Origin of the sequence: Candidatus Koribacter versatilis Ellin345 (genome assembly GCF_000014005.1) — a bacterium.
Taxonomy (GTDB): domain Bacteria; phylum Acidobacteriota; class Terriglobia; order Terriglobales; family Acidobacteriaceae; genus Korobacter; species Korobacter versatilis_A.
This window is the reverse complement of sequence record NC_008009.1, coordinates 3812585-3828229: the sequence shown is the minus strand read 5'-3', so window position 1 is coordinate 3828229 and position 15645 is coordinate 3812585. Positions and strand designations below refer to the sequence as shown.

Below are 15645 nucleotides of genomic sequence, written 5' to 3'. Positions count from 1 at the left end.
TACAGTGTCTTTGACTCTATGCGACGTCTCGTGTGGCTGCTGGCTGTACTCTTTGCGCTTCCGTGTGCAGCGCAATCGTATCCGGATGTGGATGCGATGCTTGAACTGGTATTCACCAAAGACCCAGCGGCCGTACTGCGCCATCTTCCCATCGAACTCGTGAGCGCAGTCGAGAAGCTCCCGCCGAACGAACAGCTTGCGTTTGAGCGTGGACTGATGGTCAGCGAAAAGTTGAAGAACGAGAATGTGGTTTTCACTCGTTCTGAGGTTCCACCCGCTCTCCTCGAAATTCGCAAGGAAGGCGAGAACCCGGACGAAGTCGCGACCATCTTACTCGACAAGCGCATCTGCGACGGCTATGAATCCCTGCTCCGGTTGCGGCTCAAGTCACCCTTGCCGCGCGATTTGACTGACGATGCCGCGCTCCTCGTGTGGATGCGATTGGAGGATGGAGAATGGCGGATCCTCGAGATCCAGCCCTCCGAAGGGCACGACCGGCTGAATTTTGAAGACGGGTCGATGATGGAAAAATTTCGCGCCCACAATGCGTCGGAAAACGAATCTTCGGCCGTGGCTGCGATGCGGACTTACAACACCGCCCTCGTGACCTACAGCAGCGCCTACCCGAGCATCGGTTTCGCTTCGCGACTGGAAGCGCTCGGAGGCAGTGACCAGGAGAACGCGAACGCAGACCATGCGGCGCTAATCGAGCCCAGCCTGTCGACGGAGCCGTTTGAAAAGTCAGGCTATCGATTCACTTATCGGTCGGTGTTCCAGGGAGGCAAGAGCTCTACTTACACGCTGATTGCTCGTCCTATCGCTTATGCGGCGGATACAAAGCGCAGTTTCTTTACCGACGAGTCAGGCGTGATACGCTGGACTGAGGAAGATCGCGAGCCAACGGCCTCGGATCCTCCGCTCCAGTAGCTTCATTTCGAGCTAGAGATCACCGCGACGCACCCCCATGCGTCGTTTTGCAACCCATACAAATCTTTAGGGAACTTTATCTTTACCAACCCTAAAGTGCCGATTAGTATGACCACGCTCTTCTAGAGGAGACACCCCTCATGCACGCTGTACTTCCGCGGTTGGCCGCCGTCGTGCGCCAAGCTTTTCGTTCTTCTGCTATTTTCCAGACAATCCCGGTGCTTCTGCTGGCAAGTGTGACGGCGACGGCGCAGTCCGCCTCTTCTAACGTGCTCTTTTCCAATCCCAATCCATCTCGTTACGGGCAATCCGTTACGTTCACGGACCAGGTGTTTTCAACTGGATTAGCGCCGACCGGCACGGTCACGTTCAACGACGGCGGATCGACGCTCGGAGCCGGAGCGGTCGCGACGATCACTACGGCCGACAATTCGCTGGGCTTTTCGGAGACTCCTGCGAGTTGGTTTAAGACCGCCGGTGTAACTCTGACTGCAAACGCTGGGGGTGCTCCGAACGGAACGAACACTGCAACCCAGGTTGTTTATAACGGCGCAGGAGCGGCGGGCAGTTATCGCGTCTATGTGAACTCTTCGCCGAACACGCCGACGGTGTCCGGCCAGACCTACACGGCATCGGTGTGGGTGAAGGCGGCGGCGCCGATCGCGCTGCGAGTGTCAGCCAACGTGGGAACGCCTGCTGCCTGCAATGTGACGACAACGTGGACACGCTGTGCCGTGACAGCAACCGGCAACGGGACTTCGCTGAAGCAATTCCTGATCTATTCGGCGGCCAGCAGTAACGCAACGTTTTCGATATTCGTGTGGGGCGCGCAGTACGAAACGGGAACCGTTACCGGGCCGTACGTCTCGACTTCAGGAACAGGCGTGACCAACGGGACGGCTTATGTGGCAGCCCTGACGACCTCAGTACTAACTGCGGGAGCGCATTCGATCACCGCCGCCTACAGTGGAGATTCCAATTTCAATCCGTCCACATCGCAAATCCTATTGCACACCGTCAATTCAGGGAATTCGTTTCATGGCTTGTACGCGAGCGTGAATCCGACTGCTTATGGTCAATCCGTGACGTTCACGGACCAGGTGTTTTCGAATGGAGCGGAGCCCACGGGCACGATTACGTTCAACGATGGCGACTCAAGCATCGGAGGCGGAGCGGTAACAATCACAAGCGGCAACAACTCACTGGGTTACTCTGAGTCATCCGCGAGTTGGTTCAAGACCGCCGGCGTGACCCTGACTGCCAACGCTGGAGCGGCCCCGAACGGAACGAATACTGCAACCCAAGTTGCGTACAACGGCGCGGGAACCGCAGGGAGCTATCGCGTCTATGCGAACTCCTCGCCGAACACGCCGACGGTATCCGGGCAAATCTACACGGCATCGGTGTGGGTTAAGGCAACGACACCGATTGCGCTACGAGTGTTCGCCAACGTCGGCGCCGCCGCCCCATGCAATGTGACGACAACATGGACACGCTGCGCCGTGACGGCAACGGGCAACGGTACCGCGTTGAAACAGTTCCTGCTCTATTCCGCGGCAAGCAGCAACACCGCGTTCTCGATCCTGATGTGGGGCGCGCAGTACGAAACAGGCAATGTCGCGGGCCCCTACGTTGTGACGACCGGAACTGGCGTGACAAACGCAATTGCGTACACGGCAACGCTTACAACCCCAGTGTTGACGGCAGGCACGCATCCGATCACCGGCGCTTATGATGGGGATTCCAACTATAGTCCGTCGAATTCACCGACGATTTCTCAAGTTGTCGGCAAAGTGACGCCTACGGTGGCGCTCACTTGCTCTCCGAATCCGTCAGGAAATGGGCAATCGGTGACTTGCACGGCGACGCTTCCGAATAACGCCGTGTCCGCCAACAGTGCAACGATTCAATTCAAGGACAACGGCAGCAACCTTGGTTCTCCCATAGCGCCGCCTGACCTTAGCGCGACCTACACGACGAGCAATTTTTCCGTCGGCACGCACTCGATCGTGGCTGCGTATAGCGGCAATCTGAACTACAACGCCGCGAACTCGGCGACGGTGAGCCAGGTTGTTTCGTCGCAGGCGGCACCGAGTATCACCAGCTTGTCGGTGACATCCGGCGTGGTTGGGACCCTGGTGACGATCAACGGAAACAACTTCGGATCAACGCCTACGGTGACGTTCTTTAACGGCGTGACGGCTGCGGTCACTTCCTCGAGTGGAACGCAAATTCATACGTCAGTGCCAAACGGCGCAACGTCGGGGAACGTGGTTGTAACGACCACGTCCAATCTCATCAGCAATGGCAGGAACTTCACGGTGCTGCCGACACCGACGGTGAGCGGCGCGACGCCAATGTATGGCGTGGCAGGAGTGCCGGTTGTGATCTCCGGAACGAACTTTGGAAACACCCAGGGTGGGAGCCAGATTTCGTTCAATGGAACTCCGGCAACGGCGTCTAGTTGGGGTCCAAACCGGATCGTAGTCCCAGTGCCTGCGGGAGCGCCGGCCGGCTCCGGCCCGCTGACTCTGCGGGTGAGTGGGGTCAACTTCAACCTTGGCACCTTCAAGGTGCAGACTATTTCGAGCCTGGCTGTTTCTCCAACGTCTTTGACCTTGCCGCAAAACAGCGTGCAGCGGTTCGTGGCGCTCGCGACGTATAGCGATGCCACAACCCAGAACATCACGCCTGCTGCGACATGGACTTCTTCCAATACATCCGTGTTGACGGTCGATTCGACCGGACTCTACACGGCCGTCGGCCAGGGTCAATCGATGATCCAGGCGACTTATGGAGCGACGAGCAGTAATTTCGTCACCGTCAATGTCGGTGCTCCGAGCTTCGTGCCGGTAGGTTCACTCCACGACGCGCGACAGAACCACGCTGCCACACTGCTGCAAGACGGCACTGTGCTGGTTACGGGTGGGCAAGGCAGTTCGAACGGCAGCGGATTCCCGCTTCTCCGTTCGGCCGAGCTTTACGATCCAGTGGCTACGTCGTTCACGCTGACCGGTGTAATGAATCAAACGCGCGAGTTCCACACGGCAACGTTATTGTCCAACGGCAAGGTTTTGATTGCGGGTGGGCAAACGCAGGGCACGGGACTGTACATGTTGACCGCGACGGCGGAGTTGTACGATCCGTCCACTTCGACGTTCACACCGACCGGCAAGTTGAACCACCCGCGCGCTTTCCATACCGCAACGCTATTGAGCAATGGACAGGTACTCATCGCGGGCGGAGAGGATGAGAACGGTCCATCAACGAGTGCGGAGTTGTACGATCCCGCGTCTGGAAGCTTCACACCGACCAACGGGAACATGACGAATCCGGGAGGTGGGGCAGCGGTTGCTCTGAACGATGGCACAGTGCTCTTTATCGAAGACGCGAGTGCAACAGGCGTAAATCTCGAAGTATTCGATCCGGCAACTGGCATGTTCACGGCAACGATCGCTAACGGCTTCGCTGGCGATACCGCCGTGCTGCTCTCGTCCGGCAACGTTCTCAACTATGGCCTCTCCATTTATGACGGAGAGAGCGATGTGGATATTCCATCGGCCCAGGTTTGCAACGCAGGCACGAAAGTCTTCTCGGCGGTCGGTGACCTGTCGGTGGCACGCACTTCTTCGCCGGGAACACGGTTGAGCAACGGGAAGGTGGTCGTCATCGGTGGGTTTAGCCAACAAGCGGGAGCGATCGGAGACGCCGAGGTCTACGATCCGACTTCGCAAACGTTTCTTGGGGCGGGCAGCCTCAATACGCCGCGCTGGTTACACACGGCCACGCTGCTGAATGACGGAACGGTGCTTATCACCGGCGGTGCGGAGGATGCGGGGCCGCTGTCGAGCGCCGAGGTCTATCAAGCGGCGCCGTAATGGATTTCGCGAGTGGGGACGAGGTGGAGATAAGGGTTTTTGCTGGGCAACGACTCGTCCCCAACTCGTCCCATTACTTTGGTACCTGAGAATACGGGTGATATACCCTTAAAGTGGGACTAACCCTAACTCCTACAAATACTTACACGTAAGTGATTGATTCCGGGGAGGGTATGATTTTACCCTTGACGTGGGTCACAAAGCCCTTTAAGGTACGGCTTTCTGGCGTAGATTTCATAGCGACCTACCCCTTACCTGATCTAGGCCTTAGAACCTACAGGATCCACCGAAAAGTGGAAGTGGTAACAGCAGTCTTATACGGTTATGCCGGAAACGCCTGATATTTGTGACAACAAGTGTCAGGCAGGAGCCGGAGGAGAAAAAACGAAACGTCGGCAGTAGTTTTGCATCTAAAGAACTGCCGGATTCCGTTCTCCGCGGTAGAGCGCCCCAGTCGTACAAGCTGAATTAGGCAGCCTGGACAGATAGGAAATAAGCGCTGCCATTCATGCTCGGCTCCCGTCAAATACATACGTTAGGAGACATACATTTCATGCGTTCAAACTTAGTTTTTGAAGCTGTACACACTTTGCGCAACCGTTATATGCTGTGCCAGTTGGCCTCCAAGGCAACGCGCCGCTTCCACCGTCCTGCGACCCGCATTCAGGACACGACCAACGAAATTTTCAGCAAGATTGCCAGCTCCGACCGGAACTCGGTTGTACTGGAACCCAAGAACGCGATTGAGGGACAGAGGCGCGCTGCATAAGCGCGCCCCGCTCGCGCCCCCAGCGCGAAGCGTGTAGTACCCATCCCGCCTTTTCAATATTCCCCGTAGGTGAACATGACCATCGCAGAACTGAAAGAAAAGAACATCACCGAGCTTACCCGCATAGCTCGTTCGCTCGACCTTCCCGGCGCCAGCGGCCTCCGCAAGCAGGACCTTATCTTCAAGATCCTCCAGGCGCAGAGCGAAAAAGAGGGCCACATCTTCGCAGAAGGTGTCCTCGAAATCCTGCCCGACGGCTACGGTTTCCTCCGCTCCCCGGATTACAACTACCTCCCCGGTCCAGACGACATCTACGTCTCGCCTTCACAGATTCGCAAATTCGACCTCAAGACCGGCGACACCATCAGCGGACAAGTCCGCCCGCCGCATGAAGGCGAAAAGTACTTTGCGCTCGTCAAGATTGAAGCCGTTAACTTCGAATCGCCCGACGAAGCTCGCAACAAGATTCTCTTCGACAACCTGACTCCGCTTTATCCGCAGGAGCGGATCAAACTGGAGACCGTGCGCGACAATATCTCCGCGCGCGTGATGGACCTGCTCACGCCGGTGGGTAAAGGCCAGCGCGGCCTGATCGTCGCGCCGCCCCGCACCGGTAAGACGATGCTGTTGCAGAACCTGGCGAACTCGATCACCACGAACCATCCCGAGATCGTGCTCATCGTTCTGCTGATCGACGAGCGTCCGGAAGAAGTTACCGACATGCAGCGCTCGGTGAAGGGCGAGGTCATCTCCTCGACGTTTGACGAGCCCGCTGCCCGCCACGTGCAGGTTGCGGAAATGGTCATCGAGAAGGCGAAGCGGCTGGTCGAGCACAAGCGCGACGTCGTCATCCTACTCGATTCGATCACGCGACTGGCGCGTGCTTACAACACCATCGTTCCGCCCTCGGGCAAAGTGCTCTCCGGCGGTGTGGATTCCAACGCGTTGCAGCGTCCGAAGCGTTTCTTCGGCGCAGCCCGCAACATCGAAGAAGGCGGCTCGTTGACGATCATTGCCACGGCATTGATCGAAACCGGATCGCGCATGGACGACGTGATCTTCGAAGAGTTCAAGGGCACCGGCAACATGGAAATCATTCTCGACCGGAAACTGGCGGACAAGCGCACGTTCCCGGCGATCGATATCCAGCGCTCCGGCACCCGTAAGGAAGAGCTGCTGCTCGCGAAGGAAGACCTGCAACGGATTTGGATTCTTCGCCGCGTGCTGAACCCGCTCTCACCTGTGGAAGCGATGGAATTGCTCATCGACAAGCTGGGCAAGAGCCGGAACAATGGCGAGTTCCTGAGCAACATGAACTCCTAGGCCACAGGAGTTCGGTGGAAAGTTCTCCCTGAGGTTGCAAGAAGGAAGGCCGCTCGAAGGAGCGGCCTTTTTGTTGCGCTACTAGTCCTAACTTCGATCCGCAGCGATCAGTTTTTTAAACGAGCGGGTTACGACTACCGCCAGGCACACTATGATTGCAATCGCGACGACTTCAAAAGCGATCCACTGCCACAGCGGCCCATTCCTGAAGTGAACGTAGTAAGTGCCTACGTAGATCGCTTGAATGCCGATCCAGAATATGGCCAGTCCGACGATTGTTGAGAGCACGATGGTTGCAGTTGCCCGGAGCGTCGGCTTCTTGCTCCTCCACGCTAACAGGTAAGCGAGGACAAAAATTGCTGGAATTCCGATCAGCAAAACTGGCGCCCATCGGTCGTCCACGCTTAACCCATCCTCTCTCTGACCGCGCGCACGATCTCTGGGTGCGTCACGTCTTTGGAACGACGCGCATCCACTTTGTACACGCGCTGCGGTTCGCGGTCGGCGATGGCGTTGTAGGCGTCGCGGACGCGCTGGAAGAACTCGATCTTCTCGCGCTCGAAGCGGTTTTCATCCACGCCGTCGGTGGCATTGGCCCGGTTGCGGCGGCGGGCGCGAGCTACGCTGGCCTCGGGGTCGGAGTCCATGAGGATGGTCATCTCCGGCCAGAGGTCGCCGCAGACGATCTTGTGCATGTCGAGGATCAGTTGGCTGCCCATCTGGCGGCCGCCGCCCTGGTAAGCCTCGGATGAATCAGTGAAGCGATCGCAAAGCACCCAGCGGCCGGCTTCGAGCGACGGCTGAACGATCTCGGCGATATGCTGAGCGCGGGCGGCGAACATCAGTGCCAGCTCGGCCATTGGGTGGAGGAAGCGCGTCTTCGAGTCGAGAATGACGCTGCGGATTTTCTCGCCGGTAGGGGTGCCCCCCGGCTCGCGCGTGGTAACGACGTCAATGCCATCGCGCCGCAAGACTTCAGCGAGCATCTCCATTTGGGTGCTCTTGCCGCAGCCGTCGAGGCCTTCAAAGGTCAGAAATTTTCCGCGTGCACTCACCATGCAATTTAACCACAGAGGACGCGGTGGTCTCAGTGGCAGGAGTGACGGCTCGAATAAATACTCGCCGGTCTATGTCGGTGAGCGTTCCTGCTACACTCGCGTTCCATGCTTTGCGAACACCTGCATCCGCTGGAAGAAGCCATTGCTGCTGTTGGCATCCGCGAGACATTTCGCGGAGCGGCGTGGTCGAAGAACTGCCGCGAGTGGGTGTACTTCGATTGCTATCTCGAGCTAGCGGCGATTCGCGCCCTCTTCAAATTCGCGCCCTGCGTAATCGACGAGAGCCATCGCGGTACGCACGATGGCTCAGAACGCGGGTTGGTGTGCAATGAGCACTGGGACGCGGTAATGGGCGTGTACGAACCGCAGGCGGGGACCGCGGTCTATCCTACCGCCGCTACGCGGTAGGAAAAGCCGAAGGCGCAATGGTCGGCGTGATCTCCGGTGAAGGCTGTGCGGGCGCTTCATCTTCTTGCAGCGGATATTTCCTTTCGCGATAGACCACCGCAACCGACACCGCGATCAATGTTTCCGAAAGAAGCACGAGCACGCTGCCTTCTGGACCGGCATTGCCGCCGCTGAGGAGCGTTGGGCCGTGGAACGACGGCGACAAGAGCGCGCCGATCGGTTTCATACCGCTGTCGGGCGTGCCGAAGAAGTAGGTCTGCGCCCAGTCCCACGCGGCGTGGTTGCCGACGGCGAACCACATGGTTCCGGTACGCCACAAGGTGAAGCACATCACCATGCCGTCCACAAAGACCATGAAGATGCCGAAGGGGTTCTCGCCTTTGTTGCCGACGTGCAGCCCGGCGAAGAGCAAAGAGAGCAACAAGGCTGACGGCCAGAAACCCATGCCATTGGTGAGCACACGCTGCGGGTAGCCGCGCAGGAAGCCTTCTTCAAAAAGACCGACGCAGAGGAAGAACGCGCCCCAGAACAGGCCGAATTTCAGGGCAGTGGCTCCATGCAGTACAACCGGCCCGAAATCGAACCAGCCGCCGAGATGCATGATTTCGAGCTGGACCGCGAGCGCACCGAAACCCACGATCGCTCCGTACCAGAACTCGATGTTGAACGCACGCGAGAGCGGGAGACCGAAGTAGCCCCACTTCTTCTTGTCGATGAGTTTAGCCATGATGCCGGTTGCGAGCAGCACACACGCGGCCTGGATGACTTCAAACGCAAACATGACTTTTAGGTTGCGATCGTTGGGGGTGTACCTGGGAATGAACAAGCGCACCACCATAGCCATGCCGAAGATAAGGGCACAGAAGATGAGAAAGAAAATCAGCCACTTCCAGCCCGCGCGCAGGCCGTTCGGGCCGATGAAGGCGTTCGTGCGCGGAGGAGGTGGAGGTGCGAGCACAGGATCGAGCGTTGGCGACTGTGGTGAGATTTCGATCGGTTGGTCGGGAGGAAATTGGGGATCCATGGCCTATTTCTTCATTGCCTTTTCGACTTCTTCGACGGTGTGCGGGAGCGCGGCGGTGTAGTCCACGAGTTTGCCGTTGGCGTCAACGTACACAATATCTTCGATGCGTACGCCGAGCTTCTCTTCGGGGATATAAACACCCGGTTCGATGGTGAAGACCATGCCTGGCTGCAACGGCGTGGCGTAGGAACCGGGGTCGTGGACCTCAAGCCCAACGTAGTGGCCGAGGCCGTGGATGAAGTACTTGCCTAACGGCTCGCCGTGCAGGTCTTTGCCGTGGGTATTGATGTAGTCGTAGGCGACTTTGTAGAGCGAGTCGTCAGTCTTGCCGAGCAGCACAGACTTGCCTGAGACGAATGCTTCGATGGCCGCGCGCTGTGCGCCAAGGACGATTTCATAGATCTCGCGCTGGCGGGCCGTGAAATGGCCGTTGACCGGAGCCGTACGGGTGATGTCGGAGGCGTACATGCTGTATTCGCCAGCTACGTCCATGACGACGAGGTCGCCATCTTTCAGCGTGCCGGAATCTTCGGAGTAGTGCAGCACGGTGCCGTTGTAGCCGGAGCCGACGATGGGCGCGTAGGCCGGTCGCTCGCAGCCGCGCTTGCCGAACTCGTACATCTGCAGCGCGGCGATTTCGCGCTCGGTTACGCCGGGATGTATGGCTTTGAATGCGGCCAAATGGCCAGCGATGGAGGCATTCGTACCTTTGCGGATCAACTCGATTTCGCCAGCGTCCTTAACACGGCGCTGGTCGCTGACGATCGGCTTGAAGTCGGCGAAGCGGACGACGGGAAACGCGTTGGCGCGTTTCAGCCAGGCTAGTCCGTCGGCGGAAGGCGAGACTTCGTCGCCAGTCGAGATGTCGGAATAGATCGGCGCACGAGGATCCTTTTGGAGAAGGTCGGCGATGTCGTCGCGCATTTTGTCGAGCAGTTCGACGCGGTCGAATCCGGTGAGGTCGCGGGCTTGCGGGTTCTCAGGGCCGAGTTTCGGGCCAGTCCACTTTTCCTGCACGGTGTTGTGCGCCGGAAGGTAGAGCACTTCCGTATAGGCACGCGCGGGATGCTCATCTTTCGCCACGACTTCGGCGGCGATCATGATCGCGGCGCCGGGCTCCGACCAGCCGGTGAGGTAATAGAAGTTATCGTCCTGGCGAAAGCCGCTGGTGGCGTTTCCGGCGGAGGGCTCGGTGGGTGCGAAGAGCACCAGAACACCGCCCTTCAATTCGGCGGCAAGTTTCTGGCGCCGAGCACGGTAGTCGGCGTTATTTTGGCGTTCCATGGCGCCGGAGAACGGCGCAAGGAGCAGAGCGAGGACCAGCAGCTTACGAATCATGGTTATGGAATGCTAGCAGACGAGGCTATCGCCGAGATTGTGAACGCTACGTTTCAATCGGCACCTTTGCGGTACTCTCCACTGGCAATGGCCGCATAAGTCCGTTAACATCCAACCCGACGCCACCATGCCAAACGGATACGACTATGACCTGGTAGTCCTTGGAAGCGGGCCAGCCGGCCAAAAAGGCGCGATTTGCGCTGCCAAACTGCACAAGCGAGTTGCGATTGTTGAGAACCGTTGGGCGCTCGGCGGCGTTTGCGTACACAGCGGAACGATTCCGAGTAAGACCCTCCGCGAAGCGGTGCTGTATCTCAGCGGCTTCCGCGAGAAGACGTTTTACGGTCGCAGCTACCAGGTAAAAGACCGCGTGGTGATGGCGGACCTCACATTCCGCGTGGATGCCGTGATCAAGCGCGAGACTGAAGTCATTCGAGCGCAGCTGCAACGGAACCAGGTTGTACCGCTCGACGGTTACGGGCGCTTTGTGGATGCACATACGGTCGAGGTGGAATCGGCGGAAGGTACGCGCCGCGTGACGTCGGAAAACTTCCTGGTGTCCACGGGTACGCGGCCTGCGTCGGACCAGCACTACCAGCTCGATGGCACTCACATTTTCAACTCCGACCAGTTGCTCTCGTTGAGCGAGGTTCCGCGCGAGCTGATCGTGGTGGGCGCGGGCGTGATCGGCCTGGAATACGCGTCGATGATCGCAGCGTTGGGCGTGAAGATCACGATCCTCGATGCGCGTCCGACGATTCTCGACTTTATCGACCGCGAGATCATGGACAGCCTGCAATTCCAGTTGCGACAACTCAATGTGATCTTCCGACTCGGTGAAAAGGTGACTACCTGTGTGTATGATGCCGAGCGCGGCCGGGTGATCGCGACCCTTGAAAGCGGCAAGCGCGTGCACGGCGACGGATTGCTGTTTACGGTTGGACGGCAGGCGAATACCGACAAGCTCAATCTCGAGAGCGCGGGGCTGAAGACCGGCGATCGCGGCAAGCTTGAAGTCAATGAGCAGTTCCAGACTGCGGTACCGAATATCTACGCGGCGGGCGATGTGATCGGCTTTCCCGCCCTCGCAAGCACGTCGATGGAGCAGGGAAGAATCGCGAGCTGCAACATGTTTGGCGTGCCGTCGAAGATGCGGCCGCAGTTTTTTCCGTACGGCATTTATACGATTCCGGAGATCTCGATCGTTGGGCAAACGGAAGAGCAGCTCACCCACGATAAAGTGCCCTACGAGGTCGGCATCGCCCGCTACAGCGAACTTGCGAAGGGACAGATGCTCGGCGATGAGCACGGGCTGCTCAAGCTGCTGTTCCACAGCGAGTCTCTGAAGCTGCTCGGAGTGCACATCATTGGCGAGCGCGCGGCGGAGATCATCCACATTGGGCAGGCAGTGCTGAGCTTCGGCGGGTCGATCGAGTACTTCCGCGATACGGTGTTCAACTATCCGACGATGGCCGAGGCGTATAAGGTCGCTGCGTTGGATGGCCTGAACAAACTTTGATCGAGTATTTCTGAGGATGAGCTCGTGCAGGTTTGCGGTATAACAAAGGCACGTTGAGCTCATCGGCTTCCCATTTAGAGTCGCGCCCCGCTGCAGGATGGGTGCCGTCGTCGCAGGCGATCTTCCGCGCTGGATTGGTGCTGCTTCTCGCGCTCTACATCCGCACGCTGAGCTTTGATTTCGTATTTGACGATCTGCTCTTCCAGCGCATTCCTTGGATTCATAGTTGGCACGCGCTGATTCATGCGTTCCGCGTGGATGCGTTCGGCGGCACGATTGAAGGCGGATCTTCGTACTATCGGCCGTTCGTGTCGGTCTGGTGGGCTCTGGTCGAGCGACTCACGCCCGGGACGGCAGCGTGGTATCACCTGGCGACGTTGCTCACGCAAGTGTTGGTGTATTTCACTGCATTTCGCTTTGGGTGTGAGTTCTTCGAGGATGAACAACTTGCTGCGCTCACGGCGATGTTGTTCGTGCTCCATCCGTGTGAAGTGGAATCGACGGCATGGAACGTAAGTGGAGCGAACAACGGGCAAGCCGCCATCTATTTCTTCGTAACGCTGATCTTTTATTTTCGCTGGTGGAAGACGAAGCGCTGGGGTTGGCTTGCGGGTTCGGGCGCGTTTCACTTGCTGGCGCTGCTGACGAAGGAGTCGCTCGTAATCACGCCAGTGCTCGTGCTGTTGCATTGCGCGATGCAGAGCGAGCGCGCGGCACGATGGCGGAGCACGCTTGTTGTTCTTGTGCCGTATGGGCTCGCGACGGGGGTGTACCTCGCGCTACGACAAGCCGCGATCAAGCCGCTGGCTGGTCGGTCGAATGCGATCAGGACCGGGGTGAACCTCGGTGATCTGTGGTCGGGGCCTGCGGCATTCTGGTGGTACCTGAGAAAACTGATCGTGCCAACGCGCATGGCGATCCTGCACGACTGGACGCCGGTTACGGGGCCGTCAACGGCTAGATTCGTTCTGCCGCTAATGATCTTCGTTGCGTTTTGTGTGTTGGTTGTATGGGCGTGGAAGAGGACGGGATCGTGGCGGGTACTGTTTCTGGCTGCGTCGTTCCTGCTGAATCTGGTGCCGGTGATCGTGTACGCGAATCGCGTGACGATGCACGAACGCTATCTGCAATTGCCTTCGTATTCGTTTTGCGCGCTGCTGGCGTACGCGGCGCTTTGGGCAATGCGTGACGGCGGCACCAAACGAATTTTCGCGATCGTGTTTTCGGTTTCGCTGATCGCAGCGTGGTCGGCGGTTACGTGGTACGAGACAGGCTTTTGGGATAACAATCTGACGCTGTGGACGCGGGCGGTGCAGGTTGCTCCGCATAGCGTGAATGCGCGCGTGGAACTAGCACGACTGGTCACGGAACAAGATCCGGGAGCGGGAATTCGCGTACTTGATGAAGGGCTGCAGGTGTTACCGGAGTCGCCGGGGCTTTGGCGGAGCAAGGGGTTGATGGAATTCAATGCCGGGAAGCTGAGCGATGCCGGGAAGTCTTTCCGCAGATCGCTCGAAGTTTCAAGCAGGTTCGCGGCGAATCCGGCCACCGAGCCGTCCGATGTGAAATACGGCCGTGCTACGGCGTTGTTCTTCATCGCCCAGATCGAACAGCAGAAGGGCGATTTGGAGTCGGCGGAGCAGCATTATCGAAACGCGCTCGATATTGATCCCGAAAACGCGGAATATCAACGCGGGTTAGCGGGATTGCTCAGCAAACAAGGACGAGGGCAGTAGCGGCTACGCCTTGGATCGTTCCGCGATCAACTGCTCGATGCGAGTAAGAACTTCTTCGATCCCCAACTTAGACGAGTCGAGAACGATGGCATCCGCGGCAGGCACTAGCGGTGATGCAGTGCGCGTGGTGTCGCGCTGATCGCGGCGTAGGAGATCTTCGCGGAGAGCTTTCGCGGCAGCTTCGTCGTTCTTGGCGGCGTTCTGCTCGATGCGGCGCTCGGCGCGGACGGTAGGATCGGCGTCGAGAAAAATCTTTAGATCGGCGTCGGGGAACACGGCGGTGCCGATGTCGCGACCTTCCATGATCACGCCTCCGTTCACGCCCATTTCGCGCTGGCGGGCGACCATCCACTCGCGCACTGGGGGGTGTACTGAGACGCGCGAGGCACCTTCGGTAACGTCGCGTTCACGAATGCGACGCGAGACATTCTGTCCATCGAGGAGAACACGATTGCCGTCGATCTGCGGCTGAAGTTCTATGCGCGAGCTCTCGGCGAGGCGAAGCAGCGAGGCGGAATCGTCGAATGAGACGTCGTTTTCAATCGCCTTCAGCGCGAGCGCACGGTACATGGCGCCAGACTCGAGGTTCACGTAGCCGAGCTTCCGGGCCAGGCGCGAGGCAATGGTGCTCTTGCCGGCGCCAGCGGGACCATCAATGGCAATGACCAGTTTGCGCAGTTCGCTCATGGACGGGGCTTGGTTCCCGGCGTAGTGCGCGGCTTGCGGCGATCCACCAGAGGGCGGTTGCGCTGCGGCGTGTCGAGACTGCGGGCGGGACGCGGAGCGGGCTCTTCCTTCGGTGGCTTGATGGTGATCATGGCGCGACCGCCGATGTGGACGTAGCTGAACTCGCGGGCGGCGAGCAGAGCGTTGATCGCTTCACGAGCTTTGGACCGTGCCACGAGATGGCTGAAGAACTCTTCGACTTCGGTCTGCTCGGCGGCCACTACGCAGTCAATGTATTTCGAGACCAACGCGGAGAGCGCAACGCCGACCGAAAGGTGCATGCCTTCGCGGACGGGATCGGGCGCCCAGCGGAAGAGGACATCCCAGAAGGCGCCATCCTCGCGGGTGTAGTCCACGCGGGTGATGCGAAGTTTCGACCAGAGGTCGTTGAGGGCGCGATCGAGGGCCGCTTCGGAGAGGTCTCCGCCAAGGGTGTCGCGGAGCTGCGGTTTCGAGATGGGGCCGTCTTTCTGAATCGCCTGGAAGGCATGCGCGGCGAGCGGCGAATATTCAGAACGCGGGCCGCTCTTGGGTACCTGGCGAGGATTGCGGTCGCCAACGAGTCCGTAGAAAAAGGGATAGACGGAGGCGGCAACAAGGAACGGCGTCTCGCCGAAGACGTTGGCTTCGAAGGCTGCGCGAGAGCGCAGCAGGCGGACCATCAGTTCTGTCGCTTCCTGAGCGCGGTGGTCAGCGAACGCATGTTGCCAAGTTGGAAGATTCACTTCATTGCCGACATACGCGCCAAGAAACGTGGGCAGCATGACGGCGGGCCGGAGGGGATACATGGTGCAGAAGCCGACGGTCTCAATGAAATCGCGGGCGTCCTCGACGGTGCGGATGGGTTCGCCGCCGGTCAAGCGCCACTTCTTTTGCCGAAGCTCCTGCAACTGCGGTTCAGTCATATCGTTTTTGTAACAGTCTCTATGGTAAATGACG

The 15645-nt window shown here is 58.8% G+C and carries 13 protein-coding genes; 7 read left to right on the top strand and 6 right to left on the bottom strand.

The genetic code is table 11. The features are described from left to right. The first annotated feature begins 18 nt into the window (after positions 1-18). The 4 genes from ACID345_RS16690 to rho all read left to right on the top strand — a co-directional run bounded on the left by ACID345_RS16690 (position 19) and on the right by rho (position 6897). Positions 19-927, top strand: coding sequence for a hypothetical protein (locus ACID345_RS16690; RefSeq protein WP_011524031.1), 909 nt, complete (start codon positions 19-21; stop codon positions 925-927). Positions 928-1067: 140 nt separating this feature from the next. After that, positions 1068-4805 carry a phage head spike fiber domain-containing protein gene (locus ACID345_RS25705; protein WP_011524030.1) on the top strand — a complete coding sequence of 1246 codons (3738 nt, stop codon included), beginning with the start codon at positions 1068-1070 and terminating at the stop codon, positions 4803-4805. Between the two features lie 553 nt (positions 4806-5358). Beyond that, positions 5359-5574: a hypothetical protein gene (locus ACID345_RS27245; protein WP_041855803.1), complete on the top strand. Its 216-nt coding sequence runs from the start codon at positions 5359-5361 to the stop codon at positions 5572-5574. Between the two features lie 75 nt (positions 5575-5649). Then, positions 5650-6897 (top strand): transcription termination factor Rho, encoded by a 1248-nt coding sequence (gene rho, locus ACID345_RS16675; RefSeq protein ID WP_011524029.1) that lies wholly within the window; start codon positions 5650-5652, stop codon positions 6895-6897. 87 nt (positions 6898-6984) lie between these two features. Here rho and ACID345_RS16670 read toward each other — a convergent pair whose 3' ends face one another. Then, entirely contained in the window at positions 6985-7299 is a 315-nt protein-coding gene (locus ACID345_RS16670; protein ID WP_011524028.1) for a hypothetical protein, read from the bottom strand. A gap of 2 nt (positions 7300-7301) precedes the next feature. Continuing rightward, on the bottom strand, positions 7302-7955 hold the full coding sequence (tmk, locus tag ACID345_RS16665) for a dTMP kinase (RefSeq protein ID WP_011524027.1): 654 nt from the start codon (positions 7953-7955) through the stop codon (positions 7302-7304). A 105-nt stretch (positions 7956-8060) separates the two neighbouring features. Between tmk and ACID345_RS16660 the strand changes: the two genes are divergently transcribed. After that, positions 8061-8363, top strand: coding sequence for a hypothetical protein (locus ACID345_RS16660; RefSeq protein ID WP_011524026.1), 303 nt, complete (start codon positions 8061-8063; stop codon positions 8361-8363). On the opposite strand, the gene ACID345_RS16655 is transcribed toward ACID345_RS16660, so the two are convergent. Further along, on the bottom strand, positions 8353-9387 hold the full coding sequence (locus tag ACID345_RS16655; RefSeq protein ID WP_011524025.1) for a CPBP family intramembrane glutamic endopeptidase: 1035 nt from the start codon (positions 9385-9387) through the stop codon (positions 8353-8355). The genes ACID345_RS16660 and ACID345_RS16655 overlap by 11 nt on opposite strands. A gap of 3 nt (positions 9388-9390) precedes the next feature. Beyond that, positions 9391-10725 carry a M24 family metallopeptidase gene (locus ACID345_RS16650; protein WP_011524024.1) on the bottom strand — a complete coding sequence of 445 codons (1335 nt, stop codon included), beginning with the start codon at positions 10723-10725 and terminating at the stop codon, positions 9391-9393. 127 nt (positions 10726-10852) lie between these two features. Here ACID345_RS16650 and sthA point away from each other — a divergent pair, with 127 nt between their 5' ends. Both sthA and ACID345_RS16640 read left to right on the top strand, forming a co-directional pair. Beyond that, entirely contained in the window at positions 10853-12244 is a 1392-nt protein-coding gene (gene sthA, locus ACID345_RS16645) for a Si-specific NAD(P)(+) transhydrogenase (RefSeq protein WP_011524023.1), read from the top strand. 53 nt (positions 12245-12297) lie between these two features. Continuing rightward, positions 12298-13980 carry a tetratricopeptide repeat protein gene (locus tag ACID345_RS16640; RefSeq protein ID WP_228370661.1) on the top strand — a complete coding sequence of 561 codons (1683 nt, stop codon included), beginning with the start codon at positions 12298-12300 and terminating at the stop codon, positions 13978-13980. A 3-nt stretch (positions 13981-13983) separates the two neighbouring features. Here the strand turns inward: ACID345_RS16640 and cmk are convergent, their stop codons facing one another. Together cmk and ACID345_RS16630 are read right to left on the bottom strand one after the other, a co-directional pair. Then, positions 13984-14667, bottom strand: coding sequence for a (d)CMP kinase (gene cmk, locus ACID345_RS16635; RefSeq protein WP_011524021.1), 684 nt, complete (start codon positions 14665-14667; stop codon positions 13984-13986). Then, positions 14664-15611 (bottom strand): DNA glycosylase AlkZ-like family protein, encoded by a 948-nt coding sequence (locus tag ACID345_RS16630; RefSeq protein ID WP_011524020.1) that lies wholly within the window; start codon positions 15609-15611, stop codon positions 14664-14666. The genes cmk and ACID345_RS16630 overlap by 4 nt, the downstream gene beginning before the upstream one ends. Positions 15612-15645: the final 34 nt, after the last annotated feature.

Bases quoted from the DNA above. Each gene is read 5' to 3' on its own strand.
- ACID345_RS16690 (WP_011524031.1), top strand. From the start codon at position 19: ATGCGACGTCTCGTGTGGCTGCTGGCTGTACTCTTTGCGCTTCCGTGT.
- ACID345_RS25705 (WP_011524030.1), top strand. From the start codon at position 1,068: ATGCACGCTGTACTTCCGCGGTTGGCCGCCGTCGTGCGCCAAGCTTTT.
- ACID345_RS27245 (WP_041855803.1), top strand. From the start codon at position 5,359: ATGCGTTCAAACTTAGTTTTTGAAGCTGTACACACTTTGCGCAACCGT.
- rho (WP_011524029.1), top strand. From the start codon at position 5,650: ATGACCATCGCAGAACTGAAAGAAAAGAACATCACCGAGCTTACCCGC.
- tmk (WP_011524027.1), bottom strand. From the start codon at position 7,955: ATGGTGAGTGCACGCGGAAAATTTCTGACCTTTGAAGGCCTCGACGGC.
- ACID345_RS16660 (WP_011524026.1), top strand. From the start codon at position 8,061: ATGCTTTGCGAACACCTGCATCCGCTGGAAGAAGCCATTGCTGCTGTT.
- ACID345_RS16655 (WP_011524025.1), bottom strand. From the start codon at position 9,387: ATGGATCCCCAATTTCCTCCCGACCAACCGATCGAAATCTCACCACAG.
- ACID345_RS16650 (WP_011524024.1), bottom strand. From the start codon at position 10,725: ATGATTCGTAAGCTGCTGGTCCTCGCTCTGCTCCTTGCGCCGTTCTCC.
- sthA (WP_011524023.1), top strand. From the start codon at position 10,853: ATGCCAAACGGATACGACTATGACCTGGTAGTCCTTGGAAGCGGGCCA.
- cmk (WP_011524021.1), bottom strand. From the start codon at position 14,667: ATGAGCGAACTGCGCAAACTGGTCATTGCCATTGATGGTCCCGCTGGC.
- ACID345_RS16630 (WP_011524020.1), bottom strand. From the start codon at position 15,611: ATGACTGAACCGCAGTTGCAGGAGCTTCGGCAAAAGAAGTGGCGCTTG.